The following is a 15,141-nucleotide window of genomic DNA, read 5'->3' on the forward strand; positions in this document are numbered from 1 at the left end:
ACACTAAACTCGCTACCCATAAAGTTGGGCGTTAGCCTAGTCAGTGTATCCCCATGGCGCTTTAGGGGCCGTAATGGGCTGGGTTAAATCAAAGTCGACCCTAAACTCACGCCCTTCACGGACTAACCGATATGAAAAAGTATCAGGGTAAATATACATTTGCCACACATTGGTAATCGACTGAGGTAAACTTAGCTTGGCAAATAACTCTTTTGAATACTGGTCTGCCGGGAAAGATTGGATCTGCTCGAAGCCGGCATCTAAGGTGTGGCCACCATACATAGTGACAGGATCATAACTGCCGTCTTTATGTCTGTGATCATGCTTAAGACTCAAGCCACTGCCTGTTTTCTTGATGATCCAAGTACGAGACGCATTGTCGCCAACATAAAAAGGTATTTGTAACTCAACGTCATCACAATAACGGACAAACATAACCAACTTAGCATCAAAGGCTGCGCTGGGTTGGTTATCAACTGTGACTTTACCTTCAAATGCTTTACCGCAATGCTCGGCGATATTAGAGAAAAACGTATCCTGAGTAGGGATTGAAACGAGTGGTGCCGAGGCTGAAAAGGCTAGGGTTGAGATAAAGCTAGTGACAATAATAACAGCAAATTTGAATAACATTATGGGCTAGTACTCTGATTAAGGCATGTAATTTAGATTTAACTTTACATATTTTTCAATGCCTTACAATAAAGTTTAATTGCACTTAACTATCCGTTAGCCATATATTTTTTGTTGATAAAAGAATTTATATGAAACTATGGGGAGTAAAATGTTCTAAAACCGAGTCTATAAATTAAGAGCTTACGTTTTTTAAAGCTTATCCCATTGGTACTTGTTAATTTACTAACTACACATATCAATTGAGGTGAATTTTAAGTAGGCTAATATCTAAAGGGTTTTGGTAGGAAGATAACATTATGAACGATAAAACTAGCAAGTCATTAGTACCCCATTTTACTATTGCAGCAATTGTAGTCTTAGCCATTTTAATTATATTTTTGTGGCCGTCTGAGCCTGCTCCATATACTCCTGAAATAGAAACTGAACCTAGCGCAGCACCTGTTGAAGTTTCACCTATGGAGGTTCCAAATGTAGATACTCCTCCAGAATTCGAAGCTCCTCCAGCCATGAATGAGTTTGTCGAGCCAGAGCCAAAGCCAAAGCCAGAAATAATCCCCGAGCCTAAACCATTAGATATAAGTGATGGCACCGTTAAAACTAAACTATTAACCCTTTCTGATTACGATGCCTTTGCTCGTTTGCTCATCAATGATGCTCTATTGGAGCGATTTGTAGTTATGACCACGACACTTGCTGATGAAGATATAGCAGCTAACAATAGAGTCCTTACGCAACCCGAAAAGCCGTTTCGTACCTACAGTCAAGCAGGTAAAGATTGGATCGATCCTGCAAGCTACAAACGTTACACCCCTTATGTTGATGTATTTGAATCTTTAGAATCATCGTCCCTGTTGGCTTTATACGAAGAGTACAAACCTGCGATTAATGATATATTTGCAGAAATAGGTAATCCAAATGACAACTTTGATGACAAATTATCTGACGCTATAGATATACTGCTAGACACCCCAGAAGTACCCGTGCCAGTAGAGGTTTATACTGACAGCGTAATGTTTAAATATGCAGACAAAAGAATTGAATCTTTATCAGCGCCTCAAAAACAACTATTACGTACGGGCCCAGAAAATATGCGCCGCATCAAAGCAAAATTAAGAGAAATTCAAAGCGTCTTACAGGGCACCTAATTACTCATGGAAAACTTTGATTTAGGCTCTTTTCAAGCGCAGATAAACTCTCAACAAAATGCTATGCCGCCGTTGGAAAAATGGAACCCTGATTTTTGTGGCAACATAGACATGCAAATAAAGCATGATGGTAGTTGGCTTTATATGGGTACGCCTATAGGTCGTAAAGCCTTGGTTAAACTTTTTGCTAGTGTGTTAAAGCGTGAAAGCGACGAATATTTCTTGGTGACACCTGCAGAAAAAGTTGGAATTCAAGTTGTAGATGCCCCCTTTATTATTACTCAATGGCGTAATGAAGAGGGTGAGTTAGTACTAACTTCCAATGTGGGAGACATTTTAAAAGTTAGTGCTGAAAATCCAATAGAACTATTTAACGATAAATTTACAGGTGCCACTTTACCCTATGCCAAAGTTCGCCGAAATTTGTGGGCCCGTTTCCACCAAAATGTATTTTATCAACTAGCCGAATTAGGCCAAGAGCAAAATATCAAAGGTCAGGCTCACTTAACGCTAAATAGCGGCGATTACTGCTTTAGTTTAGGGACACTCTAAAAAGACTACTTGTGAAACATTATGTTTTAAACCTGTTATAGCTTTATTTATCTTGGTTCAACCAATGATACCTGTCACCGCAGCGACCTTGATCCAAAAGCTCATAAAGCTGGGGTTAAAATAGCCTTTGGAACAGACTCCGGCGTATCTGCCCACGGTGACAATGCACTAGAGTTTCAGTTAATGGTAGAAGCATGCATGAAACCAATTGAGGCAATCCACTCTGCCACTAACACTACTGCTGAGTTGTTACGAATAGAAGATATATTAGGGACAATTGAAGTAGAAAAGCTTGCTAACTTGCTAGCAGTTAAAGGTGACCCGCAGGCCGATATTTCACTATTACAAAATGTGAGTTTCGTTATGAGAAATAGTGATATCTACAAGCATCTGTCAGCCTTGGATTTAAATTACTTATTAAAAATTCACGCTAAAATAACCGATAATAGTCTGTTTCGATGCATCATAAATATCGTTATTTGTTGAAGGTGGGTACAAATCCAAGCCAGTAACAGACTCTACAGTCCGTAATTCACCTAGGCGAACTTTGCCAGCACCTGTTTTTATATAGATCCCTGTAGTAATAGGTAACTCAAAGACAAACGTATTATAGGCAAAACTCACGCCTTTAAGATCGACCTTTTCCAGTCTCTGATTATCAATAGACGGGTCAATAATTGACATTGAATCGTCAGTAAACAAACCAAACTGTAAACTAGTTTTTTCAGACAATTTATAATGAATACCCGCCGCATAATTTGTAATACTCGAAAATGGGCGAGTTATTGGAACTGACAAGCTCTCTAAAGTATGCACTTCCATATCAACTGCTTCGTAGTAACTTACATCTAGACTTAAACGAATAGAATCAAACTGATAGGCAGCACCTAGTCTGACATTTATGGGATATCTTTGTTTTTCTTCACTAGAGTCATGAATTCGATTAGCGGTATTGATACCGGGCACTTCTGAAGATATACCAGATACAAAAATAGTACTGCTAAAATCATGTTGCCGTTTAATAGCTATATTTTTAGTTAACTTAGCACCAAAACTAAACGCTTCAGCTTCATACAATACAGACAGGCTTGGAATAACAAAATATTTCTCATCGCTAAATCTAGCGGCACCAAAAAAACCGCCTTCTATCACATCAATACCAACATCAGTATTTGTGACAACACCTGAAGCCTGATAGGTTTCGAATTGACGGTATTCTAATGCTAAAGACAGTCCTATATTCCAGTGTTCAGATAAACTCCGAGCGCCCGCAAATGAAAGCTGGTATGCCGCATTATCAATATCAATAGTGGCAAATTGGTTTTGATTGACGGAATAAGTGTCTTCGGTGGCCGGAATATCAAAGTAAACGTCTCCATCTGAACGCTCTTTACTGTAGTCAGTTACCATTAAAGCGGCGCCTAATGTCCATGTATCTGTAGTTTGGCTCACTCCAAAAAAACCAGGAACTACCGAAAATGCCTGACGATTAAAATCTTCTTGGGCTCCATATACCCTCTTAAAGCTAGTTTCTTCCCAAGCAAAGGTATTGATTGAAGCCATATTACGAGAGCCTAATTTCACTAAGCCCGCTGGATTATAAAAAATAGTTGAGAGATCATTTGCTACCGCGGTAAATGCCCCGCCCAATCCCACTGCATTTTTACCAATAAGCAAATTATTGTAATGATATTCGTCAGCCAAACTGGATTGAACTATCGCGACTAACAACCAACAAGTGAACCCATTTTTCATTCCATTCCCCTCATACACTTGATAATGTTTTTACTTGAAAGCCTTTTTACTATTTACTGGTCTTTTACGTGTTAACAACATAAATTAACTCTCAAAAAATATACAATGTATGTAAGTTAACCCAATTAACAGCAATGGAGCCATTTAATGAAAACCAGTTTAGTTTTACTCATAACACTAGTCGTTAGTGCTAACACCTTAGCTGCTAACAGTTTTGATGCAACAGCTGAGAAGATCAAGAAAGCCTTAGCCTCAGATATTAGAACCGAAGCCGATACCGTTCGAGATAAAAACCGTAAAGCACTAAAAACACTAGAATTTTTTGGTTTGCGTGACGATATGAAAGTCATCGAGCTTATTCCTGGTGGTGGCTGGTATACCAAAATTCTAGCCCCAGTTGTTAATAAGAAAGGTCAATACTACGCAGCTATAGGGACAGGCCGCGTTGAAAAATTGCTTGATGAGCCAGGCTTTAAAAATGCAAAGATTGTAGCCAAAGATGCTAATTTTTATCGCAAAGAAGGCGAGCGGGAATTTTCTCTATCTGGTGACTCTTTAGAGGTCAAAAACCTAGATATGGTGTTAACTTTCCGTAATTATCATAACTTTGGTGAAGAGGGTCGTCGTCATATGAATGATTTAGCCTTTGAAGCGCTGAAGCCAGGTGGTATTTATGCTGTTGTAGACCACACTAGACGCCACATGGAAGCTGATAATTCACAGAACGGCCGCAGAGTAGATCCTGTTTTAGCCATTAAAGAAATACAAGAAGCTGGGTTTGAGTTCGTTGACTACAGTGATTTACACTACCGTATTGACGACGAGTTACGTTACGAAGTAGGGGTTAAAACAGTGACAGGTAATACTGACCGCTGGACCCTTAAGTTCCGTAAGCCAAAGTAAATTTTTTTAGAGTATAATTTTTAAATAAAAGGCCGCTATTTAGTGGCCTTTTTTTATGAGGTAACGGTACGGAGAGTGTTCGATTGATTGATCCAGCAGCTCATGTTCCATAAAACGGCAAAAGCTGGGGATATCCCGAGTGGTAGAATGGTCATCAGCCACTACCGCTAGGGTGTCACCTATTTGCATTTCACGAATTTTAAGACGCACCATCATCACGGGCTCTGGGCAACGCAGACCTATCGCATCTAATTGATAATCAGCTGACTCAAAAGGGCTAGGGTCACTCACAGTTGACTATATTCCGTAGTCTAAGCGGTATTGCTTGATATTCGCTAAATGCTCGGCCATCTCTGGTTTATCTGCCAAGTATTCAACCAAATCTGCCAAGCTAACAATACTGACAACTTGAGTATTAAAGTCACGTTCGACTTCTTGAATAGCTGATAATTCACCTTGGCCTTTTTCTTGTCTGTCTAGTGCTATCAATACACCAGCAAGGTCTGCTTTGTTCGCTTCAATTAGCAACATTGACTCACGAATTGCCGTACCCGCTGTAATAACGTCGTCCACCAGCATGATTTTACCTGCTAATGGGCTACCCACTAGATTGCCGCCTTCACCATGGGTTTTAGCTTCTTTACGGTTAAAACAATAAGGTTTATCTACCCCATGTTTATCCGCAAGGGCTACCGCTGTGGTGGTGGCAATAGGGATGCCTTTATAAGCGGGTCCAAACAGCACATCATATTCGATGGCAGCGTTTTGTAACGCTTGTGCGTAAAACTGCCCAAGCTTGGCTAAATCACCGCCTGTATTAAATAACCCTGCATTAAAAAAGTAAGGGCTAGTGCGACCTGATTTAAGGGTAAACTGACCAAACTTTAAAACATTACGAGCTAAAGCAAACTCAATAAAATTACGTTGATAATCTTGCATGGTCAGTCCTAGTTTAAAGCTAATTTCTGAGCGTCAAATAACTCGCGAATACCGTCTTTCGCAAGTGATAGCATTTCATTTAATTCATCTGCATCGAAAGGTTCGCCCTCTGCGGTGCCTTGTACTTCTATGAATTTACCTGTGTCGGTCATGACAACGTTCATGTCTGTTTCTGCATCTGAGTCTTCAAGGTATTCTAAATCAGCAATCGCTACCCCTTTGTAAACACCTACTGATAAAGCGGCAATCATGTGTTTAATAGGGTTAGTTTTTAAAATACCCTTGGTACGCATCCAGCTTAATGCATCTGCTAGGGCGACACATGCCCCTGTGATAGAGGCAGTACGCGTACCGCCATCTGCTTGAATAACATCACAATCTACTACTATGGTATTTTCGCCTAGCAGCTTTAAATCAACCGCTGCACGTAATGAGCGAGCAATTAAACGCTGAATTTCAAGAGTACGACCACCTTGTTTACCTCTAGCCGCTTCTCTGTCTGAGCGAGTATGTGTGGCTCTTGGTAACATGCTATATTCGGAGTTTACCCACCCCTTGCCTTTGCCTTTCATAAAGCGCGGTACACCTTCGGTGACGGTGGCGTTACACAATACTTTGGTGTTACCAAACTCAATCAACACTGAGCCCTCGGCATGACAGGTAAAATTACGGGTAATAGTAACAGGGCGAATTTGATTGGCAGTTCTTCCACTTGGACGCATGGTGCTCTCCTAAATACTCACAGACAAAATTATGGCCGCAATTATAGAGGCATACGTACAAATTATCTTGAGTTTTAAAGCATTCATAACCAATTATTTAGCGAATACTAGGCATGGACTCTCGCACCAAAGAGTAACAGGGGTATAATGCCCCCGAATTAAAACTTAGGAAGATTTCAATGATTTACAGTATGACTGCTTTTGCCCGCCGCGAACTTAAAGCCGATTGGGGGTCAGCCGTATGGGAAATACGCTCTGTTAACCAGAGGTTTCTTGAAACTTATTTTCGTCTTCCTGAGCAATTCAAAGGCATGGAACCCGTATTACGTGAGCGTTTTCGTAAACAATTACAAAGGGGTAAGGTCGAATGTGCGTTGCGTTTTTTCGCTAACGACGCAGCAGTAGGTAAATTAAATTTAAACGAAGACCTAGCCAAACAAGTCATGCAAGCGGCTAATTGGGTGCAAGCGCAGGGCGAGTCAGTCGGAGTGAACCCAGTAGATGTTCTAAAATGGCCTGGCGTGATGTCAGCAGAAGAAGCCGACATGGACAGTATTCAAGGTGATATATTGAAAGAATTTGACCTTACCTTAACCGACTTTATTGCAGCTCGTGCAACTGAAGGGGTAAACCTTAAAGCCATGATCGAACAGCGCTTAGACGGCATCAAGGTAGAAGTAGAAAAAGTCACAGCCCATATGCCTGAAGTCATAAAATGGCAACGTGAAAAAATACTCAGCCGCTTTGAAGAAGCAAAAATAGAGTTAGAATCAACCCGTGTCGAGCAAGAAATGGTAATGCTAGCGCAAAAGGTAGATGTTGCCGAAGAGCTTGACCGCCTAATATCCCACATTAGCGAAACTCACAAAATCCTTAAAAAGGGTGGGGCAGTAGGCCGCCGTTTAGACTTTATGATGCAAGAATTTAATCGGGAGTCGAATACTTTGGGTTCAAAGTCCATCAATACCGATATCACCCAATCAGCGGTAGAACTTAAAGTGTTAATCGAGCAAATGCGTGAGCAAATAGCGAATATTGAGTAATTATTTTAACCGCACAATTCACCACCCATAAAAAAGCCATCACAATTGTGATGGCTTTTTACGCTAAGCGAACTCAATCCTTAATTTATAAAGCTTTTACGCCCATGTTATATAAGGTGAATCCGTAGATATCTGCATATTGTTCTATGGTTTTACTGATGGGCGTGCCTGCTCCGTGACCCGCGTCTGTTTCTATACGAATAAGCGTCGGGCTAGTACCCGTTTGGTTGGCTTGTAGCATAGCAGCGTACTTAAATGAGTGAGCAGGTACTACGCGGTCATCATGGTCAGCTGTAGTGACCAAGGTAGCAGGGTATTCAACACCTGATTTTATCGTATGAACTGGCGAGTAAGCTTTTAGGTACTCGAACATTTCTTTACTTTGTTCTGCTGTACCGTAGTCATAAGCCCAGCCCGCACCTGCGGTAAAGGTGTGGTAGCGCAGCATATCCATAACACCAACTGCAGGTAATGCTACCGCAGCTAAATCAGGGCGTTGATTGGCCACAGCTCCCACCAATAGGCCGCCATTCGAGCCTCCACGCAGAGCAAGATGTTCGCTACTAGTATATTTGTTATCTACTAAATACTCGGCCGCCGCAATAAAATCATCGAACACATTTTGCTTTTGTAATTGAGTACCCGCCTTATGCCATGCTTTACCATATTCACCACCACCACGAATATTAGCTACTGCATAGCTACCTCCTAACTCTAACCAAGCTGCCACAGTAGAACTAAACTGAGGAGTAAGGCTAATATTAAAGCCTCCATAACCGTATAAAATAGTTGGGCTGCTACCGTCAAGCTTTGCATCTTTATGTTGGGTGATAATCATAGGCACTTTGGTGCCGTCTTTAGATGTATAAAATACTTGTTTAGATACATATTGGCTGCCATCAAATGCCGATGCTGGCTTGTTGAATAATGCCGTTTTTCCAGTTGTAATATCGTATGAATAGATAGTGGTAGGCGTAGTGTAATTGCTAAAGGTGAAATACGTTGTAGTGGCTTTTTGTTTGCCAGCAAAGCTGCCTGCTGTACCAATGTCTGGCAAGGCAATTTCACGCACTTGCTCACCCTCAAGAGTGTATTGAAACACCTTAGAAATTGCATCTACCATGTATTCAGCAAAAATATAGCCACCAGCTGTGCTAGGTGATAAAACATTTTCGGTTTCTGACACCACATCTTGCCAATTTTCTACATTGGGAGCGCTGGCTTTAACTTTTACAATTTTACTATTAGGTGCTTGGTAGTTTGTTACCAAATACAGATCTTCACCTTTATTAGTTAACAAATAAACATCTGACACTATGGATTCCTTCACCGTTATCCATGTTGCGTTCACATCGTTTAAGTGTTTTAAATAAGCGCGATTACCCGACGTTGAGTTCGCTGCAGAGATAATTAAATATTGATTATCGTCTGACACTTCGGCGCCAACATAACGATGTTTTTGATCGTCAGTATGACCAAAAATAGCCATATCATCTTTTTGGGCGGTACCCATTTTGTGATAATACACTTTGTGCTGGTCGGTTTTTTCACTTAACTCAGACCCTTCAGGTTTATCATAGCTAGAGTAATAAAAACCTTCATTCTTGTACCAAGAGACACCTGTAAATTTAAGGTCTACCAGTTTGGTATCGACCTTTTCCATAGTATTGGTGTCAATTACATAAAGCTCACGCCAATCACTACCACCAGTTGAAGTTAAGTACGCAGCTAAAGATCCGTCATTCGAAAATGACAGACCCGCTAATGATATTGTGCCGTCATCACTCAGTTTGTTTGGATCGATAAATACTTGTGGCTCACCTTCACCTTTTTGGCGATACACCACACTTTGATTCTGTAGCCCATCGTTCTTATAAAAATAGGTGTAATCACCCTCAGTAAATGGAGCAGAAATTCTTTCGTAGTTCAGTAGATTTTTAACAACGTTAGCAATTTTATCTTTGTAAGGTACTTGCTCTAAATACCCTTGTGTCGTTTTATTTTGAGCTTTTACCCAAGCTTCGGTTTCTGTACTTCTGTCATCTTCAAGCCAGCGGTACGGATCGGCAACTTGCTCACCAAAATAGGTATCAACTACATCTCCTTTACGGGTTACTGGATAAGTTAACACTGATGAAGCTTGAGACTCGACTTCTGGCATTTTTACGTCCTCTGTTTTTGGCTGACAAGCAAGCAATAGAGTAGTTGATGCAGTTATCAACACGCTATTCCAGGTCGTTTTTAGCAAGCCCTTTTCTATATTATGTTTCATGTAGTTCCCGTTTCATTTTATTATTAATAAATGCTGTAATTGTCAGGATTTAGCTTAATTTAAGCAATAGTATATCGAAGTTAAAAAGAGTGTCAGTTTTATTTACAAGCAACATTTAATTAACATCAAAATAAAACGTAATGTATTGAATTATATAAATAAAACTTTATTGGCTTACTTTTTGATTATCATTAATTTATGCAGATATTTTATATTCATATATACAAAATATCTATACTCAAAATGATAGCCTTTGGATTTTTATAGGCCGATAACATTTCACTGATAAGGTTGTACAGATGTCTTGTTTAACACGAAAAATGCAACAACAATTAACCCGTTACGTGCAAAAAAATAGCGCTGATTTTTCGTCTACCGATCCTGCATGTATTCGTGAAGATTTAGTCAATAAGGGCGTCTGCCCATCAGCTGTCACGACAGATCAACTTAGAGTGATTTTAAAATTACTACCTGAACAAATTTGTCGTTAATTACAACGCAATTGATTCATTAAAATAGCGGTTAAAATCCAATTTATAGTCGCTGGCGATTACGGCTTCTACTATTTGTACAGTGTTATTACTTGCTGCTAAGTTGAGCTCTTTGGGCTCTAAATAATGACTACCACGGACAGAGTAAAATACCTTAACAACAGGTTTAATAGCATGTTCAGGATGTTGTTTAAGCACCATAGCGACCTTTTCGTTATCTAGTTTCACTAAACTACCAACAGGATAAATACCGACACAGTGAACAAACTGTTTAACTAAGGCTAAATCAAACTTATTTGGGCTATCTTTTAGTAATATTTGTAAGGCTTTTTTAGATGGCATACCCGCTTTATAACATCTGTCTGCTGTTATAGCGTCATAGGTATCCACTATGGCAATCATGCGGCCAAACTTAGTTATTTGTTCTCCTTGCAATCCTAGTGGATAACCCAAGCCATCTAACCTCTCATGGTGCTGACTTATGGTCGTAACCATAGAATCAGGTAATCCCATTTCATCTAACACTTTTGTGCCATAAACCACATGTTTACGCATAATCTCCATTTCTGAATCAGTTAGGCGTCCTGGTTTATGCAATATCGCATCAGGAATTTTAATTTTTCCAATATCATGTAAAAAACCAGATAATGCGAGCTCTTGCACTTGGTCTTCAGTTAGCCCTAAATGAGTTCCAAAATGAGCTAACAAGATAGATACATTTAAAGAATGCTCTAAAAGGTAAGTGTCCTTTTCTCGTATTTTGGTCATGCACATTAATGCATTTGGGTTTCTATCTATGGATGAGACTAGGCTAGAAGCGAATTCTTGTGGCACAGCTACATCTACAGGAAGGTTTTTAGCCACATTGTTTAACAGGTTTTTTTGAATATTTTTACCCTGCGCATGCAACTTCATAGCCATTGCAAGTTCAGATTCAAAAGGTACGTCGGATTTAGGGTTTACAGTGACGTTTTGCTGTTCTTTTTCTTTAACATTAAGTTGTTTACTTAAATCAATTGCAACCGCTAAAATACCTTGTTTTTTTAACTGATCGATCGCTTTTTTAGAGGTTACTCTACCTCGACTAGCTATCTTGAGTTTACTTTTTTGTTTTACGATAGAGTCAATGTACATCCCTTCTGTAACTTCATTTATAAGTATAGTCTTTAGCAATTTTTTAACTCTAAAAGTGTATTTAAAGGGACGACCTCACTAAATAAGATTGCCTAAGCCAGTAAAATATTAAGCATATTTTTCAAGAGAATCAAAATTTTAATTTCCATAATAACTCCCCCAAATCAGGTTGCCATTGAAAAATGTTAAGTTTTACTCTGTTATTCAGAACAACAACATTTTCTTGTTGCAAGTATCCAATCTGTTTTTTTGATTGCACCGAACCCGATACAAAAGCAAGCTGTCCAGTAGAGCGTAACACTCTATACCAAGGTACTTGCAAATCTTTTGGCACAGCACCTAAAGCTTTGCCAACTAACCTTGCTCGACCTGGTAGGCCTGCTAAATCCGCTACTTGTCCATAAGTAGCCACTTTTCCCTTTGGAATAAGCAGGGTAGTTCGCCATATTTTTTGCTGAGGTGATAATACTTGCATTTAAACAACTGGATACTGGGTGTTAATGTTTTCTATATTTACTGCTTCTTTTTGATTATTAATATGACGGTACCGCGCCAACTCTGAAGGAGCAATAAACCCAGCCACTCTTTCTATATCATTCAGCTTTATGCCTTGATTAACCAAGAAACTGATATACGTATGACGTAATACATTTAGATCAATTTGCTCTGGAAGAAGTAAATTTGCATCATGGGCAGCATTAACTAAAAGGAGTGAAAAGTCCTGATCAGGATCAAGGTTAGACCATATATCCTCATTGCCACTCGTTACACATAAATTATTTAAAATTTCACTTAGGTATGAAGGTACGGCTAAAACTCTTGATGCCACTCCCTTTATAGTCATCTGAGAATAGTCTTTTTGAAAATCTCTGGCACTGATGACTTTTAACTCTTGTTGCTCAACACCACACATGGTTAAACCGATTAACACCTTTGCTTGTTTGTTTGCTACTGCAAACAAAGATTTGCTTTCAACAATGGTCAACAACCTTACAGCTGGTGCTTCGAGCTGCGACAATGATTGTGGGTTTGCTTGGTTAAGCTGTACAGGCTGTTGATTATTAAGATTAGCTAAATCTTGATTAACATTTTGCCCCGGTACTACAACAAAATTACTTGAGGTACCTTGTGATACGTATTGTTTGAAGATAAAACTATATAAAAACAATGCCAATATGGCGATAATCAATGATCCAATTAAACTAATAAAACTGTTTAATAAATAATTAGGTGATATAGCAAAGTCAGGGATAAAAGGAGGTTCTAACAAGCTGATTTTTGCATCAAAAGGTTTAGATACCTGTTGCGTTATTTGTTGTGTTTTTATTGTTTGAGCCTGTGCTTGCAATGCTTTTAGCTCTGTATCTAATTGTTTGAATTCTTCTAAATTTTGATTAAATGTTTGTGCCAGTTTATTTTGCTCATCTAGCTGTTTTTGCAGCTCTACAACCTTATTGCTGGCTGTTTGCACATCTCGCTGGACTTCTTGCATATATGCTTTTTGACTAAGTTTGATTTGTTCATCGAGAAAAGCTTGTAATTTTATAGCTTCTTGCTGGCGAGCCACAATAACAGTGTCTCGTTCTAGATAGGCTTGGGTATATTGCTCTGACAAGGCATCTAACCCTGCTGTTATTTCTTGTAATTTAGATCTGGTTTCATCAATGGCAAATTTATCTTCTGGACGTACTAGGGTTTCTCCATTACTAATAGACACTTCAACGCTAGACAGGAGGGCACTTTTTTCAGCCTTTTCTGCAATAGCTAAATCAAGACTAGTACTTAAATTTTTTACTTTATTTAAGACACGGTTTTCATCTCGCTCTAAAGAAGTAATGTTATTGCTCTGTGCAAAGTTTTGTACTTGATACTTTTGTTCAACAATTTTTTGCTCTAGCAATAAAAGTTGTTCATTTGCGGATTCTTGTACTTCTGTGTTGCTCACTTCTTTTTCAGAATCGATAAGTGCTAGGTATACCTCTACCCAAGTTTCTAATATAGGTTTAAGAATTTTTGGATCGGAACCGTTTGCCTTAAGTGTAATAATACGACCAGTTAAACTTGGCTCAACTTCTAAGTTAACAACCAAAGTTTGCAAACTAATGTTTAAGTATTGCCTTTCAGATAACGCCTCAGAAACTGCCGTTAAAACACTGCTGCTTTTAAGCCTGCGGGTATGTATCGTTATTTGCCTTTGTGGCAAGTCTGCGAATACTTGTTCTGTTTGCGAAGGATACGAAAAATGTAATATTGCTTGGCTTTGATAAACCGCAGCTTGACTCCAAATTACAATATTAGAAATAACCATTAATAAGCAGAATGTACCAATTAAAACCTGCCATTTACGAGTTTGAAATTTTTTACGTTCTAGATCAGACATATACTGAGAGCTGCCCGAAAAAGGCTGATTGGGTATGTAATCAAGTTTGTTATTAAATGCCATTTTAAAAATCCAGAATTCGGGTAGGCAATATCATCAAATAGGTAAGGTATAAGCTAAACATATAAATCCTTTTTTATGTTAAAAAAGTTCATTTGGTTAGGTAAGTACTAATATAATTAACAAATCTAACAAGTGTGTGCACAAACACCAAGCAGAATATCTGTTGAAGGAAATAAACCCAATCAAATATGAACATTTCTAACATAAAGAAAAGAGAGCATTGTATTCTATGTGACTATCCTCAAAAAACGTGTTTGTGTGCTTGGGTTTATCCGCTTAATAGCCCAATAAACATAGTCATTCTGCAACAGCCAAAAGAAGCAAAACATGCCAAAAACACAGTTAAGTTACTTAATTTAACGTTAAATAGAATAGATGTGTTAACAGGAGAGTCACCTGAGGATTGGACAGAATTTATTAAGTTAGTGTCGCAAAAACCAGAGAACTTCAGTGTGTGTTATCCCCATGAGCAAAGTAAGCCACTAGAATCTCTTATCAATATCGAGCAAAAGCAAGATTATTTTCCCTCAGGGCATACAGTGATCTTTATTGACGCATCTTGGCGGAAAGCTTTAAAAATATGGAAACTTAATCCGTGGCTGCATAAACTACAGAGTTGGCACTTCTCTGCACCTCCCATTAACCAATATAAAATTAGACATACCACACAAAAAAATAGCCTTTCAACCTTAGAGTCTGTGGCCTATATACTTGAATATACTCATGGTATTAACTGTGATCCTCTTTATAGTCTATTCACAAAAATGCAGCAGGTTTGCTTTCTAGAAAATACTGGGAACTAACACTGTCTTCCTTGCCTAAATGACATTTTAAAATCTTTAAAGAATGAATATTTTCCCATTTTGAAGAAATATTCTACATGTAACTGACTTTTGCCGGAAAAAGATGCAGTATATAAACTCCATACTTTAGTACTTTACTAAGGTAGTTAACTCGTTATGGGTTAAATTATAAACTGTAAATATAGAGACTGATTTCCACTTCAGTATATTGGAAACTCACTGCTGACTTTTATAGATAAAACCAGATATTAACAAAAGATAATAGAGCTCTAATAATTAAGATTAGATATGGCTCTGAACTATAAA

15 protein-coding genes and 1 pseudogene are annotated in these 15,141 nt (G+C 38.7%); 7 read left to right on the forward strand and 9 right to left on the reverse strand.

All coding sequences use genetic code 11. From position 1 onward, the window contains the following. Positions 1–36 precede the first annotated feature (36 nt). Positions 37–630, reverse strand: coding sequence for a hypothetical protein (locus tag ABJE44_RS13090; RefSeq protein WP_348109661.1), 594 nt, complete (start codon positions 628–630; stop codon positions 37–39). Between the two features lie 299 nt (positions 631–929). On the opposite strand from ABJE44_RS13090, the gene ABJE44_RS13095 reads away from it, so the two are divergent. The 3 genes and pseudogenes from ABJE44_RS13095 to ABJE44_RS13105 form a co-directional block, all read left to right on the forward strand. After that, on the forward strand, positions 930–1,778 hold the full coding sequence (locus ABJE44_RS13095) for a DUF3014 domain-containing protein (RefSeq protein ID WP_348109663.1): 849 nt from the start codon (positions 930–932) through the stop codon (positions 1,776–1,778). Between the two features lie 6 nt (positions 1,779–1,784). Continuing rightward, the gene (locus ABJE44_RS13100; RefSeq protein WP_348109665.1) at positions 1,785–2,330 is read left to right on the forward strand and encodes a DUF1285 domain-containing protein; all 546 of its coding nucleotides are present in this window, start codon (positions 1,785–1,787) and stop codon (positions 2,328–2,330) included. Between the two features lie 99 nt (positions 2,331–2,429). Continuing rightward, positions 2,430–2,723 (forward strand): annotated as a pseudogene (locus tag ABJE44_RS13105) (amidohydrolase family protein); the annotation flags it as partial. A 24-nt stretch (positions 2,724–2,747) separates the two neighbouring features. Here ABJE44_RS13105 and ABJE44_RS13110 read toward each other — a convergent pair. Further along, positions 2,748–4,085, reverse strand: a complete 1,338-nt coding sequence (locus tag ABJE44_RS13110; RefSeq protein WP_348109667.1) for a hypothetical protein — start codon at positions 4,083–4,085, stop codon at positions 2,748–2,750. A 147-nt stretch (positions 4,086–4,232) separates the two neighbouring features. On the opposite strand from ABJE44_RS13110, the gene ABJE44_RS13115 reads away from it, so the two are divergent. Next, complete coding sequence (locus tag ABJE44_RS13115; protein WP_348109669.1) at positions 4,233–4,988, forward strand: methyltransferase; 756 nt, start codon at positions 4,233–4,235, stop codon at positions 4,986–4,988. A 39-nt stretch (positions 4,989–5,027) separates the two neighbouring features. On the opposite strand, the gene tusA is transcribed toward ABJE44_RS13115, so the two are convergent. The 3 genes from tusA to rph are packed head-to-tail and all read right to left on the reverse strand — an operon-like array spanning position 5,028 to position 6,649. Beyond that, on the reverse strand, positions 5,028–5,279 hold the full coding sequence (gene tusA, locus ABJE44_RS13120) for a sulfurtransferase TusA (protein WP_348109671.1): 252 nt from the start codon (positions 5,277–5,279) through the stop codon (positions 5,028–5,030). Positions 5,280–5,285: 6 nt separating this feature from the next. Further along, complete coding sequence (gene pyrE / locus ABJE44_RS13125) at positions 5,286–5,927, reverse strand: orotate phosphoribosyltransferase (protein WP_348109673.1); 642 nt, start codon at positions 5,925–5,927, stop codon at positions 5,286–5,288. 8 nt (positions 5,928–5,935) lie between these two features. Further along, entirely contained in the window at positions 5,936–6,649 is a 714-nt protein-coding gene (gene rph / locus ABJE44_RS13130) for a ribonuclease PH (protein ID WP_348109675.1), read from the reverse strand. Between the two features lie 179 nt (positions 6,650–6,828). On the opposite strand from rph, the gene ABJE44_RS13135 reads away from it, so the two are divergent. Then, on the forward strand, positions 6,829–7,692 hold the full coding sequence (locus ABJE44_RS13135) for a YicC/YloC family endoribonuclease (protein ID WP_348109677.1): 864 nt from the start codon (positions 6,829–6,831) through the stop codon (positions 7,690–7,692). Between the two features lie 85 nt (positions 7,693–7,777). Here the strand turns inward: ABJE44_RS13135 and ABJE44_RS13140 are convergent, their stop codons facing one another. After that, positions 7,778–9,853 (reverse strand): prolyl oligopeptidase family serine peptidase, encoded by a 2,076-nt coding sequence (locus ABJE44_RS13140; RefSeq protein ID WP_348109778.1) that lies wholly within the window; start codon positions 9,851–9,853, stop codon positions 7,778–7,780. A gap of 410 nt (positions 9,854–10,263) precedes the next feature. On the opposite strand from ABJE44_RS13140, the gene ABJE44_RS13145 reads away from it, so the two are divergent. Beyond that, the gene (locus tag ABJE44_RS13145) at positions 10,264–10,455 is read left to right on the forward strand and encodes a hypothetical protein (protein WP_348109679.1); all 192 of its coding nucleotides are present in this window, start codon (positions 10,264–10,266) and stop codon (positions 10,453–10,455) included. On the opposite strand, the gene ABJE44_RS13150 is transcribed toward ABJE44_RS13145, so the two are convergent. The 3 genes from ABJE44_RS13150 to ABJE44_RS13160 all read right to left on the reverse strand — a co-directional run bounded on the left by ABJE44_RS13150 (position 10,456) and on the right by ABJE44_RS13160 (position 14,032). Then, positions 10,456–11,628, reverse strand: a complete 1,173-nt coding sequence (locus ABJE44_RS13150; protein ID WP_348109681.1) for an HD-GYP domain-containing protein — start codon at positions 11,626–11,628, stop codon at positions 10,456–10,458. 91 nt (positions 11,629–11,719) lie between these two features. Continuing rightward, positions 11,720–12,064 carry an MGMT family protein gene (locus ABJE44_RS13155; protein WP_348109683.1) on the reverse strand — a complete coding sequence of 115 codons (345 nt, stop codon included), beginning with the start codon at positions 12,062–12,064 and terminating at the stop codon, positions 11,720–11,722. Further along, positions 12,065–14,032, reverse strand: a complete 1,968-nt coding sequence (locus ABJE44_RS13160; protein ID WP_348109685.1) for a hypothetical protein — start codon at positions 14,030–14,032, stop codon at positions 12,065–12,067. A gap of 188 nt (positions 14,033–14,220) precedes the next feature. Between ABJE44_RS13160 and ABJE44_RS13165 the strand changes: the two genes are divergently transcribed. Beyond that, positions 14,221–14,835, forward strand: a complete 615-nt coding sequence (locus ABJE44_RS13165; RefSeq protein WP_348109687.1) for a tRNA-uridine aminocarboxypropyltransferase — start codon at positions 14,221–14,223, stop codon at positions 14,833–14,835. The last annotated feature ends 306 nt before the right edge of the window (positions 14,836–15,141 follow it).

The sequence above is a fragment of the Paraglaciecola sp. genome (genome assembly GCF_039942875.1).
Classification (GTDB): Bacteria; Pseudomonadota; Gammaproteobacteria; order Enterobacterales; family Alteromonadaceae; genus Paraglaciecola.

What these genes read in the sequence shown, in the direction of transcription:
- ABJE44_RS13090 (WP_348109661.1), bottom strand. Translation starts at nt 630, where the DNA reads ATGTTATTCAAATTTGCTGTTATTATTGTCACTAGCTTTATCTCAACC.
- ABJE44_RS13095 (WP_348109663.1), top strand. Translation starts at nt 930, where the DNA reads ATGAACGATAAAACTAGCAAGTCATTAGTACCCCATTTTACTATTGCA.
- ABJE44_RS13100 (WP_348109665.1), top strand. Translation starts at nt 1,785, where the DNA reads ATGGAAAACTTTGATTTAGGCTCTTTTCAAGCGCAGATAAACTCTCAA.
- ABJE44_RS13110 (WP_348109667.1), bottom strand. Translation starts at nt 4,085, where the DNA reads ATGAAAAATGGGTTCACTTGTTGGTTGTTAGTCGCGATAGTTCAATCC.
- ABJE44_RS13115 (WP_348109669.1), top strand. Translation starts at nt 4,233, where the DNA reads ATGAAAACCAGTTTAGTTTTACTCATAACACTAGTCGTTAGTGCTAAC.
- pyrE (WP_348109673.1), bottom strand. Translation starts at nt 5,927, where the DNA reads ATGCAAGATTATCAACGTAATTTTATTGAGTTTGCTTTAGCTCGTAAT.
- rph (WP_348109675.1), bottom strand. Translation starts at nt 6,649, where the DNA reads ATGCGTCCAAGTGGAAGAACTGCCAATCAAATTCGCCCTGTTACTATT.
- ABJE44_RS13135 (WP_348109677.1), top strand. Translation starts at nt 6,829, where the DNA reads ATGATTTACAGTATGACTGCTTTTGCCCGCCGCGAACTTAAAGCCGAT.
- ABJE44_RS13140 (WP_348109778.1), bottom strand. Translation starts at nt 9,853, where the DNA reads ATGCCAGAAGTCGAGTCTCAAGCTTCATCAGTGTTAACTTATCCAGTA.
- ABJE44_RS13145 (WP_348109679.1), top strand. Translation starts at nt 10,264, where the DNA reads ATGTCTTGTTTAACACGAAAAATGCAACAACAATTAACCCGTTACGTG.
- ABJE44_RS13155 (WP_348109683.1), bottom strand. Translation starts at nt 12,064, where the DNA reads ATGCAAGTATTATCACCTCAGCAAAAAATATGGCGAACTACCCTGCTT.
- ABJE44_RS13160 (WP_348109685.1), bottom strand. Translation starts at nt 14,032, where the DNA reads ATGGCATTTAATAACAAACTTGATTACATACCCAATCAGCCTTTTTCG.
- ABJE44_RS13165 (WP_348109687.1), top strand. Translation starts at nt 14,221, where the DNA reads ATGAACATTTCTAACATAAAGAAAAGAGAGCATTGTATTCTATGTGAC.